This window comes from Pseudomonas sp. St316 (assembly GCF_018325905.1).
In the GTDB taxonomy this organism is placed as follows: Bacteria; Pseudomonadota; Gammaproteobacteria; order Pseudomonadales; family Pseudomonadaceae; genus Aquipseudomonas.
Window position 1 is genome coordinate 4131989 of record NZ_AP021901.1, and the last position, 20854, is coordinate 4152842.

Sequence of the window (20854 nt, forward strand, 5' to 3'; positions counted from 1 at the left end):
CACATCATCAGTCGGATGTAGGGGCGGGCAAGGCCACCTCTCCACCGAATTGTCGCGATATGACTTCGGCACCTTTGACTGCCAACTCGATAAACTCCTTTTCATTCATGTTCATTCGGACAGTCGGTGCCCCCACCGACAAGCAATAGTGCACTTCTTGATTGACGTCCTTGATGGGTACCGAGATCGCCGAGATGCCTAACAGCCGTTCGCCATGGGAAACGGCATAACCCTGCTCCCGGATCATGGCGAACTCTTCAAGCACCGCGCCATTGGTGCGCTTCGTCGCTTTGGCAACATTTTTGACTAACGGGGTGAGCTGGGCTTTGGGCATATAGGCCATCAAGACCTTTGAAGCAGACCCTACCAACAAGGGAATCTGTTCACCCGCCTGGACCACCGCGCGCAAGGGTGCCGAGCTGGTAGTGACCGAGTCGAGACAGACTCGATTGCGATCACTCACCGCATGGATGGAGACTGTTTCTTCAGTCTGCTCAGCGAGTTCTTGCAATACGGGTCGAGCGATCTCACGAATACCCAGGGTACTTTTTACCAGGCCAGCCAAGCGCGTGAACCGGAAGGACAAGCAATATTGCTGCTCGAGACGTACCAGGTAGCCAGCCTTTTCAAGACTCTGGACAATACGAAACGTCGTCGACTTCGGTAGCTCGATACGGTCTGCAATGTCTTGAAGCGTAAGGCTGCTGCGGTCTGAACTAAAGCTTTCGAAAACTGCCAAGATACGTTGCACAGAGCGCATCATTCTTGAAAAACCCCATCAAAATCGTTGATCGTAACGATCCTCCTCGACACGAAATGCTTCATTCGCCAACAAACGAGAATCAGTCTCAAAATAACATACTAGCATGACGCTATTTCACTCGCCAACTTCAGTTCCACCCACCGAACTCGAGAACGGAGGCACATCGAGACGGCTGGCGACCGCGCCTTGTTCAGTCGGGCACAGTTACCAGTTGCGTGCCCAGCCAACGTTTATCCGAAACCAACGTGCGAACGACGTCAGCCAAAACAACACGTGCTGCCAAACCCGCCGGCGATAACTCATCGTCCGACAAACTGGCGACTTGATTCAAGCGGGTAAAATTGAACTCGGAAATGGGTACCGTATCGAAACGGTCTTTATCATGCCTTGCAAGCGCCGCGCTAGGTTGCACCGTCATCCCCAAGCCCGCCCCCACCGCGTCCATGAGTATCGCAAGCCCGTCGATTTCCGCGATGACGTTCATCGTGCAGCCTTCTCTTTCAAAAGCATTGTTTATCAGCGCCCTGAGGCCGTGCGTACTGCCGGGCAATATAAGGGGAACGTTGGAAAGCTCACTGATTGACAGCGATTCACTCTTGCGGACCAGGGAAAAGTCAGCTGCGGAAATAGCGAAAAGACGTTCATTTACCAGCGGTTGAGTGCTGAATCTGCGCCCATGATCAGCGCCAAACAATATCGCAAGATCGATCTGTCTAGCACTCAGCATCCGCTCCAGGTTGCCCGATAACGCCTCGACAATACGAAGGGAAATATCCGGGTATCGCTCTCGCATCGCCTCCATGAACGGCAGTGCAACGACGCCTGAGGTGGATGGAGCCAATCCCACCGTGACATGCCCGGCGAACCGTCCAGTCCTGGCCGCGTGGGCCGCATCCTCTGCGTTGCGCAACACCAATTGTGCTCGATGCCAGAATGCCAATCCGGCGCTGGTGGGCTGCACGCCGCTCTTCTTTCTTAGCAGCAACCGAACGGACAGTTCATTCTCCAGTCGACTGATTTGTTGACTGAGGGCCGAGGTGACAACATCGAGTTCAAGCGCTGCTCGCCCCATGCTTCCACACTCAACTACCCGGACAAAGTAGCGCAGTTGACGCAGTTCCATCGGACACCTCCACTATCACAACGATGCCTGGACCGGTCGATCCAGGCACGACACGCTATTTGCCGATAAAACGCGGTTTCCTTTTTTCCTTGTAAGCTTTGATGGCCTCCTTGTAATCATCCGTGGATTGCACCACGGCCATCTGCGCAGCCACCGACTCCAAGCTCGTCCGCAAATCAGTGCGCAGCGATTGGTATAGCAGCTTCTTTATGCTGCGTTGCTGGATGGGAGGGCCATCCGCCAGGCGTGTAGCAAAATCCAGCGTTTGCTGCATGAGCTCGTCATCACTGAATACTCGGTTGACGATGCCCAATGCCAACGCCTCCTCAGCACTGACGAAATCACCCGTCCATAATAATTCCAGGGCTTTCGCGGTACCGACTATGCGCGGCAGCAAATAGCAACCGCCATTTCCAGGGATCAGGCCAACACGAATATAAGCCTCAGCAAATCGAGCCGACTCTGATGCGAAACGCATATCGCACTGCAACGAAAGATCCATGCCCGCCCCCACCGCCGCACCGTTTACCGCCGCGATGAGTGGCTTTTCGAAGTTCTCGATCGCCAATGCCACCTGGTGGGTGACTTTTTGCAATCTGATTTTACGCTCGAGCGGCGTTGGATCCCCCTCTGCGCTTTCGGCGGCCCGACGGCCCAGGTCGCCTCCGGAGCAGAATGCATCACCGGCACCGGTGATGACGAAACAACCGATGTCATCATTTTCATCGGCAGCCATCAATGCAGTGCGAAGTGAATCCAGCATGCTCTCGCTCAAGGCGTTCTTTTTTTCGGGCCGGTTTAGCTTGGCTACCATGACCCGGCCAACGGTACTGACTTCTAGATCAGACATCATATTCCCTCAGTTCGATATGGACACGTCGCCCGTGCAAAACCACACTCGTTGCCCGCGGCGCTATTGCTCGGCCTGAGCCAGTGCACGGTGTCGTGCATGCTCGTCCCGAGCCTGCAACAATGCAGCTCTCAGCGAACGATTGAGCCACCGCTTGTTTTCAGCAAACGTGCGCGGGTTCTTTGCCCCCAACGCCTGCCCCAGCGACGAAGCTTTCAAATGGAGTTCGTCTCGCAGGGCTACCTCGCGGACCAGCCCTCTCGCCAATGCTTCGGTAGCCTTCATCGCCCTGCCGCTCTGAATCAGATCAAGCGCCAAAGCGCGTCCGCCGATGACCTCTAAAATGTTCGCACCCGAGAAGGTGGCGATACCCAAATCAATTTCGGGCAGCGACAGTTTCGCGGTATCGACGGCGACACAGGCATCCGCCAAGAGCGCAAGCATCGCGCCACCTCCCGTCGCGGTACCATTGAGCACTGTGACAACTGGCTTGGGGCAGTCCATCACGGCGTCCTGCAGCGCCGCCAACGCCAACGACCTTCGTTCACGCTGGCGTGCCGTATCACCGTCCGCCGGTTGTTCACGAATATCGACCCCTGCGCAGAACACGCGCTCACCCGACCCGGTCAACATCACCGCGTTTATCTGCGGGTCATCAGTGGCCGCCTGCAGTGCAGCCGTCACACGCTCCATCATATCCACCGTCATCGCATTCGCCTTGGCGACACGATTAAGAGTGATCCACAGGAGCGACTCATGTCGCTCAACCGTCAACTCGCTGGCTAGTTCATCCACGGACATCTTCCTCTACGTGCTTGTTTTTATTTCATCGAGACACACGACACGAGTTCTACTGGGGAGTCTTTTGTCCCGACACAAACATGTCCGCGAAAAACTCTTCCTCGGGGAGGTTGCGTAATGCCACAAAATCCTGCCTTGCCGATTGCACGACGACGGGCGCTCCACAGGCATAGACCTGATGTTGGGAAAGATCCTCGTAATCTTCCATGACTGCACGGTGAACAAAGCCGACCCGACCTTCCCATAGGTCGTCGGGGTGCGCTTCTGACAGGACAGGTATGAACGTGACGTTGTGACTTTTCGTCCAAGCCTCGGCAACGGAACTCAAATACAGATCCGAAGCCCTTCGCCCGCCCCAATAGAGCGTTATTTCACGACTCGATGCTTTTTCAAGTTCGCGCTCAATCATGGCTTTGATCGGTGCGAACCCTGTGCCGCTGGCAACGAAGACCATTGGTTTGCTACTGTCTTCACGCACAAAAAAAGTACCTAGTGGGCCTTCAAGGCGCACCAGGTCGTTTTCTTTCATGACATTGAAAACGTGTTGGCTAAACGGGCCACCGTAATTCCTGAGATGCAACTCCAACACGTTGTCGTCGGGCACATTTGCCAGCGACAAACTGCGACGAATACCGCCTGGCATCACGACGTTGATATATTGCCCAGGCAAAAACCTGAAAGACTCCTTGGCAGGGAGGCGCAGGCGAATTCTCATCACATCCTCGGCCAGGCGCTCGAGACGATCGACACGGGAAACAAGCCGTCGAATAGGGATGTCTTGTGTTGCTTCCACCACCTCGCAGGCGATCGTCAATGCTGTTAAAGCCTTTGCCTGGCACAGGAGCGCGTATCCCTGCTGCCGGTCCTCGTTGGAAAGTATCGCCATGCTGGACTCCGCATGATCGACCACCCCGTCGAGTACTTTGGCCCGACAGGTTCCGCAGATGCCATTTTGACAACTGTAGGGCAGTTGACACCCGCTTTTGAGGGCGGCAGCAAGTATCGTATCGTCTTGCTGTACCTCGAACGTGCGGTCGATAGGCTTCACATTGACCCGATGCGTCAATGTGGCGGACAGGCTGTCATTCATAGCGATTCACCCCTTTACAGAATGTTTTGTACATTGCTCTTTCTCGCGACAAGCTTGGGGCGGTTCATTAACCGCGCACAATCAAGGCGTCCGCGGCAATCACACCGAGGGGCAGTACAAACATTGGATTGATGTCGATTTCGGCTATATCGCTGCGCTGCTCCCAGGCAAACTGCGATAACGCCACCAACGCGCGGGCAACAGCATCGACGTCAAGGGGAGGCGCGCCCCGAACCCCGTGCATGATCACGCTGCATTGCAATTCATCGAGCATTTCCATAGCGGTTGGCAGGCCGAAAGGGGCGATTCGACACGCGGAATCCTTCAGTACTTCCGCATAAATCCCACCTGCGCCGACTACCACCACAGGGCCAAATGAAGGATCCTTGACCACCCCGGCAATCAGTTCGAAACCACCTGTCACCATCTCGGAAACGAGGACACCCTCAATGTGGGCGGCAGGCACATGCCGTTGCGCGTTGGCTAACACCTGCTCGATCGCTGACTCCAGCTCCTGGGCTGTCCGAATGCCGACCTTTACGCCGCCTATTTCGGTTTTGTGCGCAATGTCCGCAGAGACAATCTTGACGACCAGGGGCGCTTTGACTTTGTCGAACAGCGCAGCGTCAAAACCCTTCACGATCAGGTCGGTTGTGACGGGGATACCGATTGAACGCAGCATTTCCTTGGACTCGACCTCGGACAACGATGCCCGACTGCCAACGGCGGTGCTAAGCGGTACAGAAGCTCGCTCTACTTTGAGCCCCTCATCCTCTTGCATCTGCAAAATGCGCGATTGAGTCCGCTTGAATCGCATCAGCATTGCGATAGCTTTGGCGGCTCGCGACGGCGAAGGCAACACCGGAATTCCCGCATCAGCGAATACACGCAGCGCCTCTGCAACCTGAACGCTGGGGGCTGAGGAAAAAACCAGGATCGGCTTCGACGCCGACGCGGCAATTCGGGCCAATACCTGGGCTGCCGCCAGGCTGCCAGAGGCGCCTGTGGTTGCCAGGTTAATGCAAAGCGATCCTACGGCGGGGTCTTCAAGCGTCGCGCTTACAGCGGCTTCCAACTTCTGCGCATTGGCCGCCGAAAAATACCCTGCGGTAAGGTCGATTGGATTATGGACGGCCCCGATGTTAGGCACGACCGCCAGCAGCTTTTGCTGGGTATCGTTACCAAGTTCACACAAGGTCAGACCTTCAGGCTCACCCGCATCTGCAAATACGATCGCAGACCCGCCCGATACCCCCATCACCGCGACACCCCCATTGTCCGGGTATTTTTTGCTTTCCAATGCCTTGAGGAAATCCACTGCTTCATGGATCTCTCTGATCTCGACGATCCCCGTTTGCTTGAACAGGGCACGATAGAAATCATAGACACCCGTCATGCTGGCGGTATGCGATGCGGCCGCCAGTGCGCCCTGCTCGGTGACGCCGCCCTTCCAGAGCAGAATCGGCTTGCCACGCGCCGTAGCCTTGCGGCCGATTTCCAACAGCGCACGACCGTCGTTGGTTCCCTCGATATAGGCGACGATGGTGTGTGTCTCGTCATCATCAAGCAGCGCCTCAATGAGCTGCACCGTGTTGACGTCGCTTTCGTTGCCCGTCGCGATCACATGCCGGAAACCAATCCCCGCTTCGGCGCATGCAAGGGCGATGCTGTAGCCGAATCCTCCACTCTGCGTCACCAGCGATACCGACCCTTTCTCGAGTTTCGGTTCACGCGTAATGCTGCCGAATGCGGCGTAGACCCGAGAATGGATGTTGGCAAAACCGAGGCAGTTGGGCCCGATAATGCGCATGCCCGCCGCCCGGGCAATCGCGAGCATTTTCTCCTCACGGAGAATCCCTTCCGGACCGCTCTCTCGAAAGCCACCGCTCAGAACCACCGCAAAAGGAACCTTCTTCTGCGCACTCGATTCCAGCACGGCTAAAACGCCCTGCGCAGGAACGCCAACCACTACGAGGTCGACGTCGCCTTCGATATCGGCAACGGACCCATAGCACTTCAAACCTTCAAAGGTTTCGTATTTGGGATTCACCGGATAGATCGCGCCGGTGTATCCATTGCTCATCAGAGCTCTTACGGCCTGAGAGCCGGGACGTCCCGCATCCTCCGACACGCCTACAACCGCAATCGAACGTGGTTCAAGCAAGTTTTTGTAATTATTCATATCGGTACTGAAGCCCTTGATCGCTATCGAAAATCGGGAGACGAGGTAAAGAGATGCAGTCGTTTCTCTGCTCTCCCCAAAAGCAGAGCTGCCACGGTGCACTGTCGTCCGCTGCTAGACGAAAGTCAATTATTTTTGGAATAGGTTTCAATGAATGAAACCACAAACACCATCTTACACAAGCTTGCACCGGCGCTAACTCAGCACGCACCTGTCACTCAAAAGTTCCACTCATTGAAACTTGTGCTAATTATCAAAACACATGCTAGTATGATTTTGCGTCGAGCGAGGGGATGTTACGGCCTCGTATGGACGATTGATTTGTCCTGAATACATGCAGATTCAATAGGAGCATTGGTGATGATTTACACGCGCAGTGGGGCAGACGCCCTTGCAAATCGGAGCGTTATCGTTTCGCCCGGTACCGGGAACCAGCATTGGGGAACGACCTTCTTTGGCCCGCGGAGCTCTCAAGGGCGGGCCCCAGGCCCTCAGGCGACAATGTCTGAACTCAGAGCACACGAAGCAGTAGTGCCCCATTTCCACGGGGTGTCGATGTTTCAGTTGTTCATCGCTGGCAGTGGCACACTGGGTAATCGCGGTCAGGTGCTGGAACCGCTCACCGTCCAGTTCAAAGACCATCACACGGCTTACGGTCCGATCGTGGCGGGCCCGCAAGGGCTGTCCTTCGTCGCCATGCGGATGTACACCGGAAACTCCCAACCGGTCTATTTGAGTGAACCTGGCTACCGGGAACAACTGCGTCCCAGCAAACGCCGGCACCTGACGTCCGAGCCCATCAAGTTCTCCATTGCCCCTGTGATGCAGGCCCGCGAAGAAGCGAGTTGGGAACTGCTTTTTGAAGATGAGGCAGATGGCTTGCGCGCTCAGGTATTACGATTGGGCGCTGGTATGAAGGTGGACGGTCCGCCCCCTGGTATTGCATCGGGTTATTACGTTTTCGTCGGAAACGGCAGCGTGCTGCATGGCGAAGAGGAGCTTCCTCTCTGGTCCATGATCGTCGTGGAATCAACTGAGGAAAAGTTCGAGATCCAAGCAGGCGACCAAGGTGCCGAGGTCCTCGTGCTCCAGTACCCCCGGGAAGAGATTTGAAGTAGGGCCCCTCCGGCGGACTGACATTCGCTGGTCGCGTGCCCAACGTTAACGCGTAAGAAACACGGCTTCACCCTATCAAACAATAAACAAGTCTACGCCCCTGAGGGGGAGTAAAAGGCTTTGCACAATGGAGTTCGTTATGAGCATTGGCGTAACGTTCAATTTCAAAGGGCTGGTCGTGCCGATATCCGGCGCGCCCCCAGCCGGCTATTCGCTACGACCGCTTTACCCACGCTGACACAACTCGACATGCCTGCGCCGCACACAGTGATAAACGCGACAAGCATTCATGCCTGTAGGAAACGTTCGGATAGAAGAAACAGCACCAGTGTTCATGGGGCGCTCAAAAAACTCCAGCTCCGCAGCCTGCTGGCCTGTCTGGCCATTGGCGCCGCCAGCGTTGCTACAGGCGCATACGCCGGGCCACTCCCCTCCTCTTCATCATTGGCCTACGACAAGCAGACCCAAGACCCAGTGCCCATCCCAGTATCGGAACGAAGCCTTCCAACGGTTACAGCTCAAACCTGGTTCAAAGCATCCAACGAAGGACGGATACTGGAAGGCGCCATCTTTGACCGCGAGGGCAACCTGCTTTTCTGTGATGTTTCGGGTAAACGCGTACTTCGCCTGTCGCCGACCAAACAGCTTTCAATCGTAGCCACGATAGAGAACCTCTCCCCTGGTGGACTGGCATTTCATCCCGACGGACGCCTGTTCATCGCGGCTCTCGATCTGAATCGCAACCTCGGCGCGATTTTCGCAGTCAAACCCGATGGCACGGGAATGCAAACCATCATCGCGCAAGACGCCGGATTCATGCCCAATGACTTGGTGTTCAATAAAGAGGGTGGTTTTTACTTCAGTGACTTCAAAGGTATTTCGACCGAGCCAAAGGGCGGAATCTATTACGTTTCTCCCGATCTTTCGACTCCCGTTGTCGTCTTGCCGCATCTCTCGATGGCCAACGGCGTTACGCTAAGTCCAGACGGAAAAACGCTGTGGGCAACTGAATTTGGCCGCAATCTTCTGCATCGCATCGACCTGGCCAACGCTACTACCATCGCCACCATCAGCTCGTCCATCCCCTACCGTTTCACGGGGCCCTCCCCCGATTCGATGCGGGTCGACGCCGATGGCAATGTCTATGTGGCGATCTATGGGCAAGGTCGTGTAATGGTCTTTAACCAGATCGGTATCCCGATTGGTCAGGTGCTGCTGCCGGGGCGCGAACAAGGGCACAACCTGCTATCGACTAGCCTCGCCATTGATCCCAATACGAACACCTTGTACTCCGTCACCAGTGATGGAGATAAGGGGCAAGGAGCGACAATATTCAGTGCCAAGGTGTTCACCCATGGCTTGCCTCCGGCGTCATTCAAATGAGCCGCCTCAATGCTTGTTACCAACACGTGTGTCCTATTGATCACATGGAGAAACCCTTATGACCCCTATTGGCGCAGAGCCTGACTCTTTGAATGCCAAGCGCGATACGACAAAAGCTTCGCGATGGGTATGTCGTATCTTTGCCATTGTATTACTGATACTCGGCTTGGCCCTTTCCATTGGCGGTGTCATCTTGGTTGCGGACGCAGGTTCTGCGTACTACCTGATCACCGGGCTGGCCTTCATCACAAGCGCTGTATTTCTCTGGCGCGGTGATGCGCGAGGGGTTTGGGTCTATGCCGCAATGCTGGTCTGGACCACGGCCTGGAGTTTGTGGGAGGTGGGTTTTAACGGTTGGCAACTGGCGCCCAGACTGATTGGTCCGTTCGTTCTCGGCGCAGTACTTCTGCTACCGCATTTCACCCGACTCACGCCTGCGCCGAACACCCGGAAGCTTCCACGCGGCTGGCCATCGTTTGCCGGCGGCCTGGCCGCTGCAATCGCCTTGGGGAGCGTCACTCACGCTTTCGGACCTGACGCACCGGACTTTCCGATGTTGAGACGCGGCTTGCAATCGCAGGCGCCAGCGAAACTGCCTGAACCAATGGCCAACAACGAACGTACCGACTGGCAAGCCTACGGCAACGACCAGGGTGGAACCCGCTTCAGTCCGCTAGCAGACATTGACACAACCAACGTTTCGAAGCTGGTCAAAGTCTGGGAAGCCGACATGGCACCGGTGAACGGCGATCTCAACGCCATCGAAGGCACCCCCATCATGATGGGTAGTTCCCTGTACGCGTGTGATGGCAATAACGGTATTCATGCATTCGATGCGGAAACCGGCAAAGAATTGTGGCGCCGCGACATTTCCAACGGCGTACCACAGTCGGGTAAACCTTGTCGGGGTGTGGCGTACTACAAAGTGCCTGACACCAATGGGTTTTGCTCGGAACGCATCTACGCCCCCAGCCACAACCCCACACTGGTGGCACTGGATGCGAAAACCGGAGAATATTGCCCAGGGTTTGGTAACAACGGCGCGGTCGATCTGACAAAGGGCGTCGCACCTTACCCACATGGCTTGTTCTACGTCAGCTCGGCACCGCAAGTTATCCGCGGCAAGATTGTCGTCGGTGGTGGCATTCCCGACGGGCAATATTGGGGTGGTCCGTCAGGCGTCATCAGGGCGTTTGATGCGGTGACAGGCGAACTCGCCTGGGCCTTTGATGCCGGCGCGCCGAATCGTCTCGGCCTGCCACCTGAAGGGCAGTACTACACGCCTTCCACCCCCAACAGCTGGGCCCCTATCAGCGCGGATGAGAAGCTCGGTCTTGTCTATTTGCCAGTGGGCAACGCGACACCTGATGCTTACGGTGGGCAGCGCCGTCCCTATGACGAGGATATCTCCAGTGCGGTAATCGCTCTCGACGCGGAGACGGGTCGACTGCGCTGGAAATTCCAGGCCACGCACCACGACATCTGGGATTATGACGTCGCTTCCCAGCCCACTCTGTTGAATTGGCCTACCGCAAAGGGCATGCGGCCAGCGCTGATCCAACCGACCAAACGCGGCGAGATTTTCGTGCTCGACCGCGAGACTGGCGAACCGATCAAGGCGGTGGAAGAACAGCCTGTGCCTCAGCGTGACATTGCCAAAGGCGAATGGCTGTCCCCTACCCAACCTGCCTCTGTCGAGCTCCCTGCTTTCAGGGGGCCTCAACTGCGCGAAAAAGACATGTGGGGTGCGACGCCGATCGACCAAATGGTTTGCCGGATCATGTTCAAACAATCGCGCTACGAGGGCCAATTCACGCCCATCACGCTCGACAAGAATGTCTTGATCGATCCCGGTTCAATGGGTGGTGTGAACTGGAATGGCATCTCGCTGGACGTTGATCGCGGGCTGATGATCGTCAACTGGACTCAGGTCCCTGACCGAATCGAATTGGTAACACGCGAAGAAGCAACGCAACGCAATTTCAGGATTGCACCTGGTCTGGACGCAGGGGGACAAGCCGAGCAGCCTATGCTTGACACGCCATACGGCGCTTATCGGGTCAACTTCCTTTCGCAGCTTGGCATTCCTTGCAATGCGCCGCCTTGGGGCCTGATTGGCGCTGTTGATCTTGTCAGTGGCAAGCTCATCTGGTCCAAGCCATTTGGCTCACCGCGTGACATTGGTCCGTTCGGTCTGCCGACCCTGGTTTCCATCCCGATCGGTACACCGACCGCCGGTGGCGCCGTGACGACCCGTGGCGGCCTGGTATTTATCGGCGGTGCAGCAGAGCATACGTTCCGTGCCCTGGATGCTGCCACCGGCCGGGAGCTGTGGAGCAGTCGCCTTGCCACCAGCGCCAATGCCACGCCCATGACCTACCGCAGTCCGGTCAGCGGAAGGCAATTTGTGGTGGTCGCCGAGGGTGGGCGCCCGCATTATCGTACGAAGCCTGGTTCGAAGCTGGTTGCCTTTGCAATTCCAGATGGCAAGTAATGGCGGCTGACAATAGCTGTTCAACCAAGGAGCCGGTCCATCGTGACCTGTCTCCAAAGTCTTGAACTGGGCAAATTTGCCTGCCTCTGAAATGGGTCTATATCCATTTCAGTATCAAAACGCCCGGTGCATTTGCATCGGGCGTTTTGTGTTTCAGGGAGAGTGGTAACGCCTGCCACATATCCCCCTGCACAGAAACATCACCCTTCACTAAAACTGAAGCCCTCACCTCTAAATCCGCCTTTCGCCGCGATGAGCCCATCCCTATGGTTAATCCACTGGCGGCAGTCACTTCGCCCTGCCAGTGAATCGAGGAGATACGATGGTCGACGTTCTGGTGATAGGTGGCGGCAACGCTGCGTTATGTGCCGCATTGATGGCACGAGAGGCAGGCGCCAGCGTGATGCTGCTGGAAGGCTCGCCGAAAGTCTGGCGCGGTGGAAATTCGCAGCACACGCGCAACCTGCGCTGCATGCACGATGCGCCTCAGGATGTGCTGGTCGATGCCTATCCCGAAGAAGAATACTGGCAAGATCTGCTTAAAGTCACCGGTGGTCTTACCAACGAGAAACTGGCGCGCATCGCCATTCGCGCCTCGTCATCTTGCCGTGATTGGATGCGTTCACATGGTGTGCACTTTCAGCCGCCCTTGTCGGGTGCTCTGCACGTGGCGCGCACCAACGCGTTTTTCATGGGCGGCGGAAAGGCACTGGTCAATGCTTACTTTCGCAGCGCCGAACGCTTGGGCGTGAAGATCCGTTATGACGCTCAGGTCACCGACATAGAACTGGAAAACGGTGCTTTCGTCGCAGCTCACCTGGCCGAACGGGTGATAGATGGACAGCGATTCCCAGCGGAGCGTATCGAAGCTCGCGCCTGCGTCCTGGCTGCTGGCGGATTTGAATCCAATCGCGAATGGTTACGGGAGGCTTGGGGCCAAAACGAGCGTGGTGAATGGCCATCGGACAACTTTCTGATTCGCGGCACCCGCTTCAATACCGGTGTGTTGTTGCGACGGATGCTCGATCTTGGCGCCGATTCAGTCGGCGACCCAACCCAGGCACATATGGTTGCCATCGACGCCCGGGCTCCGCTTTACGACGGAGGTATCTGTACCCGCATCGACTGCGTGTCCCTGGGCGTGGTTGTCAACCGCGATGGAAAACGGTTTTACGATGAGGGTGAGGATTTCTGGCCCAAACGTTATGCGATTTGGGGCCGTCTGGTTGCGGGACAACCCAACCAGCAGGCCTACTCGATTATCGACCAACAGGCGCTTGGCCGCTTCATGCCGCCGGTGTTCCCTGGAACCACAGCCCGGACGTTGCCAGAACTGGCTCGCCTGTTGAACTTGCCGCAAACGCAGTTCGTTAAAACCATCGAAGACTACAACAACGCTTGCCATGTCGGCACGTTCGACCACACCACGCTCGACGACTGCCATACCGAAGGGCTTACTCCCGCCAAGACTCACTGGGCAAGGCCGCTCACCAAACCACCCTACTACGCCTACCCCCTCAAGCCAGGCGTCACCTTTACCTATCTCGGCCTGGCGACCGACGAAACGGCCGCCGTGCACTTTGATGGCAAGGCCAGCCCGAACCTGTTTGTCGCCGGAGAAATGATGGCTGGCAACGTACTGGGCAAGGGTTATACCGCGGGTATTGGCATGGCCATCGGTACTGCCTTCGGACGAATCGCTGGCGTACAGGCCGCGCTTTGTGCGGGGTTTGGTCTTTCTCCTGTGAACTCGGAGCTTCAACATGCAGCTGTTTGATCCCCAGGTATCCAGCCAACTGATCCCGGCCCTCAACCTGCAGGAAACCGAAGTCGAACGGCAGATGACCATTTGCAATGCCTGCCGCTATTGCGAAGGTTTCTGTGCCGTATTCCCCGCAATGACCCGGCATCTGGAATTCGGTCAGGCCGACATTCATTACTTGGCGAACCTTTGCCACAACTGCGGCGCGTGCCTGTCGGCTTGCCAATACGCTGCCCCGCACGAATTTGCAGTCAACGTACCCAAAGCCATGGCCAAGGTGCGGCTGGAAACCTACACCAGTTACGCCTGGCCGCAGCCACTGGGTAAATTGTACCAACGCAACGGCCTTACCTTGGGGCTGGCTTCAGGCGCTGGGTTGGCGCTGTTCCTGTCGCTTACCTTGATGATCATGGGCAACCTGTTCGTTGCCATGCCAGGCGGTAACTTCTACGGGATTTTTCCACACAACACGTTGGCACTGATGTTCAGCGCGGTGTTCGGTTTTGCCGTGTTGGCCCTGGGTATCGGCGTGCGTCGATTCTGGCGCGAAATCTCACCCGCCGAGGCACCTCTGCCGTTGAAAGCCAGTGCGGCCCTGGAGGCCGGCGCCAACGTCGCACAACTCAAGTACCTGGACGGCGGACATGGGGAAGGCTGCAACAACGCCGACGACGCATTCACCCTATGGCGCCGCCGCTTTCACCACCTCACCTTCTATGGGTTCATGCTGTGCTTCGCAGCCACAGGCGTTGCCACTCTTTATCATTTTTTACTCGATTGGTCGGCGCCCTACCCGGTTATGAGCCTGCCAGTGCTGCTCGGCATTTTCGGTGGCGTAGGTCTGCTGATCGGCCCAGCAGGTTTGCTCTGGATGAATCTGCGGCGTAACCCGCAACAAGGGGACGAGAATCAGAAACCGATGGATCGTGGCTTCATCGCGCTTCTGTTCCTGGTCAGCGCTAGCGGTCTTGCATTGCTTGCCGGGCGCGAAACCAGCGCGTTGGGCTTATTGCTTGCCATCCACCTGGGTCTGGTCATGGCGTTCTTTCTGACCATGCCCTATAGCAAATTCGCCCACGGCATATTCCGCAGCGCTGCATTGCTGAAATACACCATTGAAAAACGCCAACCCAACCCAATCAGTGCGGGCGGCGAATGACCGGTATTTTCAAGAGCGCGCCGACGGCATCTTCGGCGCCGTTAAGTTGAAAGCAACCTTCATGACAATCACAAGGAGAGCGTTACCCATGTTCAAATAAATTACCGAGATATTCCGCAAGAACAGACGTGGCATGACTTAGATCCCGTCTTCTCATCAACTTACCGTGTGTCACGTCAAGCTCGACGCTTCCACAAAAAAGAATCCAGTAGTGCTTCGCTGGGTTCAACCCGTTGCAGACATTCTTTAATGCTCTTCCGGGCGGAAGATCAACCTGAAGATGTGTTCGATTATCTGACTAATAAAAACAAAAGCAGAGATTATCATGACCACTCATTTGAACTGCAACACGCTTAATATTTCCGCCGCATTGTTGCTGCTTTGCGGAGCGACCAACAGTCATGCACAAGAAGCCTTCAGTCCTGAGTCACCTTGGATGTTGGGAGACTGGGGCGGCCTACGCACAGAACTGCTTGAAAAAGGTTATACCTTTAACGTGCTCTACACGGGCGACGCCGCAACGAATCTTGCCGGTGGCTACGATTCTCACACCACGGCGCGGTATACCGATCAACTTGCGCTGATGAGCAATTTTGACCTTGAGAAAATACTCGGCTGGGAAGGCGCTGATTTTCAATTCACGATATCGGACCGTAACGGGCGCAATCTCACCAACGATGTGCTCACCGATCCTCGGGTGGGAGGAATCAGTCAGGTCCAAGAGGTATACGGGCGCGGCCAGACCTGGCGGCTTACACAACTCTGGTACCGTCAAAAGTTCTTTGACGGCGGGCTGGATATCAAACTGGGCCGCATGAACTTTGGCGAGGACTTCGGCAGCTTCCCCTGCAAATTCCAGAACTTGGCATTCTGCGGCGCACAGCCGGGTAACTGGGCCGGCGATATCATTTATAACTGGCCAATCACTCAATGGGCGGGCCGCGTAAAGGTCGCTTTGAGCGATGATACTTATGCGCAGATCGGTGCGTACGAGCAGAACCCTTCCTACCTGGAAATAGGTAACGGCTTCAAACTCAGCGGCAGCGGTAATGAGGGTACCTTGGTACCTGTCGAGCTGGTCCATACCACGTCGCTGGGAGCCGGACGGCTGCCAGGGGAATATCGCGTAGGGGCGTATTACAGCAGCCGTGACGCAAACGACGTCAACACAGAAGAAAACGGCATAGCAAAATCCCGCGACAGTAAACACGGCGCATGGATTGCCGGGCAACAACAGGTCTGGAAAGATCCAGACTTCGCCGCTCGTGGGCTGACGGTGTTCGCCTATGCCACGGTGCATGACAAAGCCACCAATATGATCGATCGCTATGCGCAAGTAGGCGCTTACTACACGGCCCCCTTCAAATCTCGCCCGAATGACGAGATCGGCGTCGCCATCGCCAGTCTCCACGTGAATAACCGATTCACAGATCATCAGCAGCAACTGAACGAGCGGGCGGGCGTCAGCGATTACGACGACCCTCGCTACACACCGACCCAAAGCTCAGAAACCAACATGGAAATCTACTATGGCTTTGGCGTGACCAAGTGGCTGACCGTGCGCCCCAACCTGCAATTTGTAGGCAATCCTGGCGGAGTCAGCGAGGTCAGGGATGCGTGGGTGGCCGGTTTGAAATTCGAGACCAGCCTGTAAGGGGCTCTTCCAATGCAGTTTTTTTCAGCCTGAGTTCGCACCAACATGGGAGAGTACGACAATGACATTTTGCAGCCTGCAGAATCGAGTTCAATTGTTCGCGAAGTGCGTCGTGGCCCTCGCCTCTAAATTGTCGAGTCACTCGTTCTCGTACTTGGACCAATTCCCTGAAGGCGTCCTGCTACCCGATCGTCGGGCAGTACCAGACGAGGTATAACAACCGAAACACGGCGTCGTAGGTTGGGTGCGCCTTGGAACGCTGCAAAATGATCCCAACCAAACTCAGAAATATGTACCTGACAAACGTCTCATCACTTGATAGGAGTACTTTCATGTCTTGGTCCAAACCTGCTTACACCGACCTGCGTATCGGTTTTGAAGTCACCATGTACTTCGCAAACCGTTAAGTTTGTACCTGATGGACAGCGCCTCGGCCTGCCGAGGCGTTTTATTTTCGGTTCCAGAATGATGGAGCAACCATGTTCGTCCAGATTCTAGGTTCTGCCGCCGGTGGCGGTTTCCCCCAGTGGAACTGCAACTGCGCCAACTGCGCAGGTTTTCGCGACGGCAGCCTGCGGGCCCAGGCGCGCACCCAATCGTCCATCGCCCTGTCCGATGACGGTGTGAACTGGGTGCTGTGCAACGCCTCTCCGGACATTCGCGCCCAGCTCCAGGCGTTTGCCCCGATGCAGCCGGGCCGGGCCCTGCGCGACACCGGCATTGGCGCGATCATCCTGATGGACAGCCAGATCGACCACACCACCGGCCTACTCAGCCTGCGTGAAGGTTGCCCACATCAAGTCTGGTGCACCGACATGGTCCATGAAGACCTGAGCACTGGCTTTCCACTGTTCAACATGCTGACCCACTGGAACGGCGGGTTGAGTTGGAATCGCATCGAACTCGACCAGAGCTTCACCATCGCCGCCTGCCCGAACCTGCGCGTCACCCCACTGCCCCTGCTCAGCGCCGCACCGCCCTATTCACCGCATCGCTTCGACCCGCACCCGGGCGACAACATCGGGCTAATCGTCGAAGACCTGCGCACGGGTGGCAAGCTGTTCTATGCCCCTGGCCTGGGCAAGGTCGACGAGTCGTTGTTGCAGATCATGGCCGGCAGCGATTGTCTGCTGGTGGACGGAACGGTGTGGGACGACGATGAAATGCAGCGCCGTGGTGTCGGCACCCGCACTGGCCGGGAAATGGGCCACCTGGCCCAGAATGGTCCGGGCGGCATGCTCGAAGTGCTGGAGCATTTGCCGAAGCAGCGCAAGGTGCTGATCCACATCAACAACACCAACCCAATCCTCGATGAAGACTCCTCCGAGCGGGCCGAGTTGGTGCGACGCAATGTCGAAGTCGCTTACGACGGCATGAGTATCGAACTGTAGGAGCGCCCGAAATGACTGACACACCATTGACCACGGCAGAATTTGAAGCAGCCTTGCGCGCCAAGGGCGCGTATTACCACATCCATCACCCGTATCACGTGGCGATGTATGAAGGCCGCGCGACTCGCGAGCAGATCCAGGGTTGGGTCGCGAACCGGTTTTACTATCAGGTGAACATCCCGCTCAAGGATGCCGCGATCCTGGCCAACTGCCCGGATCGGGCGATCCGCCGTGAGTGGATCCAGCGCCTGCTCGACCATGACGGTGCTCCCGGCGAGGACGGCGGTATCGAAGCTTGGCTGCGGCTGGGCCAGGCGGTGGGCCTGGATCCCGATCAACTGCGCTCCCAGGAATTGGTGCTGCCAGGGGTTCGTTTTGCGGTGGATGCCTACGTCAACTTTGCCCGCCGGGCCAGTTGGCAGGAAGCCGCCAGCAGCTCGCTGACCGAACTCTTCGCGCCGCAGATCCACCAGTCGCGCCTGGACAGCTGGCCGCAGCATTACCCGTGGATCGACCCGGCCGGCTACCAATACTTCCGCACTCGTCTGAGCCAGGCCCGGCGTGATGTGGAGCACGGCCTGGCGATTACCTTGCAGCACTACACCACCCGCGCAGGGCAGGAGCGCATGCTGGAGATTCTCCAGTTCAAACTGGACATCCTCTGGAGCATGCTCGACGCCATGAGCATGGCCTACGAATTGAACCGTCCGCCCTATCACAGCGTGACCGGGCAACGGGTGTGGCACAAAGGGATCACCTTATGAGTTTCGACCGCAGCAAGACCCCGCGCTGGCGCCCCGGCTATCGCTTCCAGTACGAACCGGCACAGAAGGGCCATGTGCTGCTCTATCCTGAAGGCATGATCAAGCTCAACGACAGCGCGTCGCTGATCGGCGGCCTGATCGACGGCGAACGGGATGTCGCGGCCATCGTCGACGAGTTGGCGAAGCAGTTTCCCGACGTGCCGGAACTCGGTGACGACATCGAGCAATTCATGGAGGTCGCCCGTGCACAGCACTGGATCGAACTTGCCTGAGCCCACCGGGCTGCCGCCCAAGCCTGAAGTCGGCTTGCCGCTGTGGCTGCTGGCGGAGTTGACCTATCGTTGCCCGCTACAATGCCCGTACTGCTCCAATCCGTTGGATTTTGCCGAACAAGGCCAGGAGCTGAGCACCGAGCAGTGGTTCAAGGTCTTTCGCGAAGCCCGAGAGATGGGTGCCGCGCAACTGGGTTTTTCCGGCGGCGAGCCGCTGGTGCGTCAGGATCTGGCCGAGCTGATCGGCGAGGCGCGCAAGCTGGGTTTCTATACCAACCTGATCACCTCCGGCATCGGCTTGACCGAACAGAAAATCAGCGACTTCAAAAAGGCTGGCCTGGACCATATCCAAATCAGCTTCCAGGCCAGCGACGAGCAGGTGAACAACCTCTTGGCCGGCTCGAAGAAAGCCTTCGCGCAAAAGCTGGAAATGGCCCGGGCGGTCAAAGCCCACGGCTATCCGATGGTGCTGAACTTCGTCACCCATCGGCACAACATCGACAAGATCGACCGCATCATCGAGTTGTGCATCGCTCTTGAGGCGGATTTCGTCGAACTTGCCACCTGCCAGTTTTACGGCTGGGCGCAACTTAATCGAGTGGGTCTGCTGCCGACCAAGGAACAACTGGTCCGCGCCGAGCGTGTCACCAACGAATACCGCGCCAAGCTGGAAGCAGCCGGCAATCCGTGCAAGCTGATCTTCGTCACGCCGGACTACTACGAAGAACGCCCCAAGGGCTGCATGAACGGCTGGGGCAGCATTTTCCTCACCGTCACGCCGGACGGCACCGCGCTGCCCTGTCACGGCGCCCGTCAGTTGCCGGTGCAATTTCCCAATGTGCGCGACCACAGCATGCAGCACATCTGGTACGACTCGTTTGGCTTCAACCGCTTTCGCGGCTATGACTGGATGCCCGAGCCATGCCGCTCCTGCGATGAAAAAGAAAAGGACTTCGGCGGCTGTCGCTGCCAGGCGTTCATGCTCACGGGAGACGCCAGCAATGCCGACCCGGTGTGCAGCAAGTCCGAACATCACGGGGTGATTCTGCAGGCGCGTGAAGACGCCGAGCACGCCACGCAAACCATCGAACAATTGGCCTTTCGCAATGAACGAAACTCGCGCCTCATCGTTAAGGGCTGATCGTCTCAGCGACAGAAATGACTGACTGATCGACGATCGATTCGAACGGTAACGTCCGACGCGCAGCAAATACCACGTGCGACACCTGAGGGATTCAAGTTCTCGGCGTCGCAGATGGCGCATCATTGGTGAATAAAGCTCAGCACTGCATCAATAGCTCACAGGCTAATCAATTAAAAAATAGCCTGTAGAATATCCCCATACCGACAACAAAATCATTCCAGATATCGAGTAGGCATCTTAGTCCTTGCCGTCCTCGATCATCTTGCGTCATCTGCACGCTCCCAAGCCAATGCGTTATTAGGCTGAAACAGCTTATTTAAAACCTTATCTATTTAACGGTTCAGGGCAAGCTTATCGCTATTCTCGGACCCCCAAAGAACTCAGGACACTTATGAACCTTGCAAAACTTACAGCTTCTATCATTTTAATCACCGGCCTGGCTGGCTGTGCGACTGAACTTCCGACGCTTAAGGATGGCGAATCCATTGTCAATCTTCACGAGCAGATCGGTGATGAAATGCTGGCCAGACGCTTGGATACGCAACGCGCAGAGAACCTGACTTATTTCAAAGTATCACCAGGGGCGCATACGATGGAACTTGGGGTAGTTACCAAGGGCTACCAGGAAAGCCAACACCGCTGTATTGCCACCCTGTCCTATGACAATTTTTTACCTAATGAACGTTACACCTTGATGGAAAGTAGTGCGGGAAAAGAGGTAAAGATTGAACTTATGGACAGCAAAGGTAATACCTTGGCTCAAACTGACAAGACGCCCTGCTTGTAATTTCCCGCAGAGCAGGTAACAGCGCCCCCGTAAGTACACAGCAATCATGACAGTTTCACTCCACGCTGAAACAAAAAACGCCCGGCCTATCGCCGGGCGCTTTTGTTTAGTCGTCGTCC

The 20854-nt window shown here is 56.6% G+C and carries 18 protein-coding genes; 12 read left to right on the forward strand and 6 right to left on the reverse strand.

Annotation, left to right across the window (positions count from 1 at the left end):
* Positions 1-7: 7 nt before the first annotated feature.
* From KI237_RS18175 to KI237_RS18200, 6 genes are all read right to left on the reverse strand, one after another.
* The gene (locus KI237_RS18175) at positions 8-760 is read right to left on the reverse strand and encodes an IclR family transcriptional regulator (RefSeq protein ID WP_013692815.1); all 753 of its coding nucleotides are present in this window, start codon (positions 758-760) and stop codon (positions 8-10) included.
* 193 nt (positions 761-953) lie between these two features.
* The gene (locus tag KI237_RS18180; protein WP_013692814.1) at positions 954-1886 is read right to left on the reverse strand and encodes a LysR family transcriptional regulator; all 933 of its coding nucleotides are present in this window, start codon (positions 1884-1886) and stop codon (positions 954-956) included.
* A gap of 55 nt (positions 1887-1941) precedes the next feature.
* Positions 1942-2736, reverse strand: coding sequence for an enoyl-CoA hydratase/isomerase family protein (locus tag KI237_RS18185; protein WP_212796437.1), 795 nt, complete (start codon positions 2734-2736; stop codon positions 1942-1944).
* A gap of 63 nt (positions 2737-2799) precedes the next feature.
* On the reverse strand, positions 2800-3531 hold the full coding sequence (locus tag KI237_RS18190; RefSeq protein ID WP_201005377.1) for an enoyl-CoA hydratase/isomerase family protein: 732 nt from the start codon (positions 3529-3531) through the stop codon (positions 2800-2802).
* 55 nt (positions 3532-3586) lie between these two features.
* The gene (locus KI237_RS18195; RefSeq protein ID WP_212796438.1) at positions 3587-4627 is read right to left on the reverse strand and encodes a CDP-6-deoxy-delta-3,4-glucoseen reductase; all 1041 of its coding nucleotides are present in this window, start codon (positions 4625-4627) and stop codon (positions 3587-3589) included.
* A gap of 67 nt (positions 4628-4694) precedes the next feature.
* Positions 4695-6809 carry an acetate--CoA ligase family protein gene (locus KI237_RS18200; RefSeq protein WP_212800645.1) on the reverse strand — a complete coding sequence of 705 codons (2115 nt, stop codon included), beginning with the start codon at positions 6807-6809 and terminating at the stop codon, positions 4695-4697.
* A 555-nt stretch (positions 6810-7364) separates the two neighbouring features.
* On the opposite strand from KI237_RS18200, the gene KI237_RS18205 reads away from it, so the two are divergent.
* From KI237_RS18205 to KI237_RS18260, 12 genes are all read left to right on the forward strand, one after another.
* Positions 7365-7922: a hypothetical protein gene (locus tag KI237_RS18205; RefSeq protein ID WP_013692809.1), complete on the forward strand. Its 558-nt coding sequence runs from the start codon at positions 7365-7367 to the stop codon at positions 7920-7922.
* Positions 7923-8174: 252 nt separating this feature from the next.
* On the forward strand, positions 8175-9308 hold the full coding sequence (locus KI237_RS18210; RefSeq protein ID WP_212796439.1) for an SMP-30/gluconolactonase/LRE family protein: 1134 nt from the start codon (positions 8175-8177) through the stop codon (positions 9306-9308).
* A gap of 58 nt (positions 9309-9366) precedes the next feature.
* On the forward strand, positions 9367-11802 hold the full coding sequence (locus KI237_RS18215; RefSeq protein WP_212796440.1) for a pyrroloquinoline quinone-dependent dehydrogenase: 2436 nt from the start codon (positions 9367-9369) through the stop codon (positions 11800-11802).
* Positions 11803-12124: 322 nt separating this feature from the next.
* Entirely contained in the window at positions 12125-13579 is a 1455-nt protein-coding gene (gene tcuA / locus KI237_RS18220) for an FAD-dependent tricarballylate dehydrogenase TcuA (RefSeq protein WP_201005385.1), read from the forward strand.
* Complete coding sequence (tcuB, locus tag KI237_RS18225) at positions 13566-14723, forward strand: tricarballylate utilization 4Fe-4S protein TcuB (RefSeq protein WP_212796441.1); 1158 nt, start codon at positions 13566-13568, stop codon at positions 14721-14723. The genes tcuA and tcuB overlap by 14 nt, the downstream gene beginning before the upstream one ends.
* A 325-nt stretch (positions 14724-15048) precedes the next feature.
* Complete coding sequence (locus tag KI237_RS18230; RefSeq protein ID WP_212796442.1) at positions 15049-16377, forward strand: carbohydrate porin; 1329 nt, start codon at positions 15049-15051, stop codon at positions 16375-16377.
* 332 nt (positions 16378-16709) lie between these two features.
* Complete coding sequence (gene pqqA, locus KI237_RS18235) at positions 16710-16784, forward strand: pyrroloquinoline quinone precursor peptide PqqA (protein WP_020295432.1); 75 nt, start codon at positions 16710-16712, stop codon at positions 16782-16784.
* 72 nt (positions 16785-16856) lie between these two features.
* Positions 16857-17768 (forward strand): pyrroloquinoline quinone biosynthesis protein PqqB, encoded by a 912-nt coding sequence (pqqB, locus tag KI237_RS18240; RefSeq protein ID WP_212796443.1) that lies wholly within the window; start codon positions 16857-16859, stop codon positions 17766-17768.
* 11 nt (positions 17769-17779) lie between these two features.
* Complete coding sequence (gene pqqC / locus KI237_RS18245; RefSeq protein ID WP_212796444.1) at positions 17780-18532, forward strand: pyrroloquinoline-quinone synthase PqqC; 753 nt, start codon at positions 17780-17782, stop codon at positions 18530-18532.
* Complete coding sequence (pqqD, locus tag KI237_RS18250; RefSeq protein WP_212796445.1) at positions 18529-18804, forward strand: pyrroloquinoline quinone biosynthesis peptide chaperone PqqD; 276 nt, start codon at positions 18529-18531, stop codon at positions 18802-18804. Before pqqC ends, pqqD begins: the two co-directional genes overlap by 4 nt.
* The gene (gene pqqE / locus KI237_RS18255; RefSeq protein WP_212796446.1) at positions 18776-19945 is read left to right on the forward strand and encodes a pyrroloquinoline quinone biosynthesis protein PqqE; all 1170 of its coding nucleotides are present in this window, start codon (positions 18776-18778) and stop codon (positions 19943-19945) included. Before pqqD ends, pqqE begins: the two co-directional genes overlap by 29 nt.
* A gap of 394 nt (positions 19946-20339) precedes the next feature.
* Positions 20340-20735 carry a PA0061/PA0062 family lipoprotein gene (locus KI237_RS18260; RefSeq protein ID WP_212796447.1) on the forward strand — a complete coding sequence of 132 codons (396 nt, stop codon included), beginning with the start codon at positions 20340-20342 and terminating at the stop codon, positions 20733-20735.
* The last annotated feature ends 119 nt before the right edge of the window (positions 20736-20854 follow it).

Bases quoted from the DNA above. Each gene is read 5' to 3' on its own strand.
- KI237_RS18175 (WP_013692815.1), bottom strand. From the start codon at position 760: ATGCGCTCTGTGCAACGTATCTTGGCAGTTTTCGAAAGCTTTAGTTCA.
- KI237_RS18180 (WP_013692814.1), bottom strand. From the start codon at position 1,886: ATGGAACTGCGTCAACTGCGCTACTTTGTCCGGGTAGTTGAGTGTGGA.
- KI237_RS18185 (WP_212796437.1), bottom strand. From the start codon at position 2,736: ATGTCTGATCTAGAAGTCAGTACCGTTGGCCGGGTCATGGTAGCCAAG.
- KI237_RS18195 (WP_212796438.1), bottom strand. From the start codon at position 4,627: ATGAATGACAGCCTGTCCGCCACATTGACGCATCGGGTCAATGTGAAG.
- KI237_RS18200 (WP_212800645.1), bottom strand. From the start codon at position 6,809: ATGAATAATTACAAAAACTTGCTTGAACCACGTTCGATTGCGGTTGTA.
- KI237_RS18205 (WP_013692809.1), top strand. From the start codon at position 7,365: ATGTTTCAGTTGTTCATCGCTGGCAGTGGCACACTGGGTAATCGCGGT.
- KI237_RS18210 (WP_212796439.1), top strand. From the start codon at position 8,175: ATGCCTGCGCCGCACACAGTGATAAACGCGACAAGCATTCATGCCTGT.
- KI237_RS18215 (WP_212796440.1), top strand. From the start codon at position 9,367: ATGACCCCTATTGGCGCAGAGCCTGACTCTTTGAATGCCAAGCGCGAT.
- tcuA (WP_201005385.1), top strand. From the start codon at position 12,125: ATGGTCGACGTTCTGGTGATAGGTGGCGGCAACGCTGCGTTATGTGCC.
- tcuB (WP_212796441.1), top strand. From the start codon at position 13,566: ATGCAGCTGTTTGATCCCCAGGTATCCAGCCAACTGATCCCGGCCCTC.
- KI237_RS18230 (WP_212796442.1), top strand. From the start codon at position 15,049: ATGACCACTCATTTGAACTGCAACACGCTTAATATTTCCGCCGCATTG.
- pqqB (WP_212796443.1), top strand. From the start codon at position 16,857: ATGTTCGTCCAGATTCTAGGTTCTGCCGCCGGTGGCGGTTTCCCCCAG.
- pqqC (WP_212796444.1), top strand. From the start codon at position 17,780: ATGACTGACACACCATTGACCACGGCAGAATTTGAAGCAGCCTTGCGC.
- pqqD (WP_212796445.1), top strand. From the start codon at position 18,529: ATGAGTTTCGACCGCAGCAAGACCCCGCGCTGGCGCCCCGGCTATCGC.
- KI237_RS18260 (WP_212796447.1), top strand. From the start codon at position 20,340: ATGAACCTTGCAAAACTTACAGCTTCTATCATTTTAATCACCGGCCTG.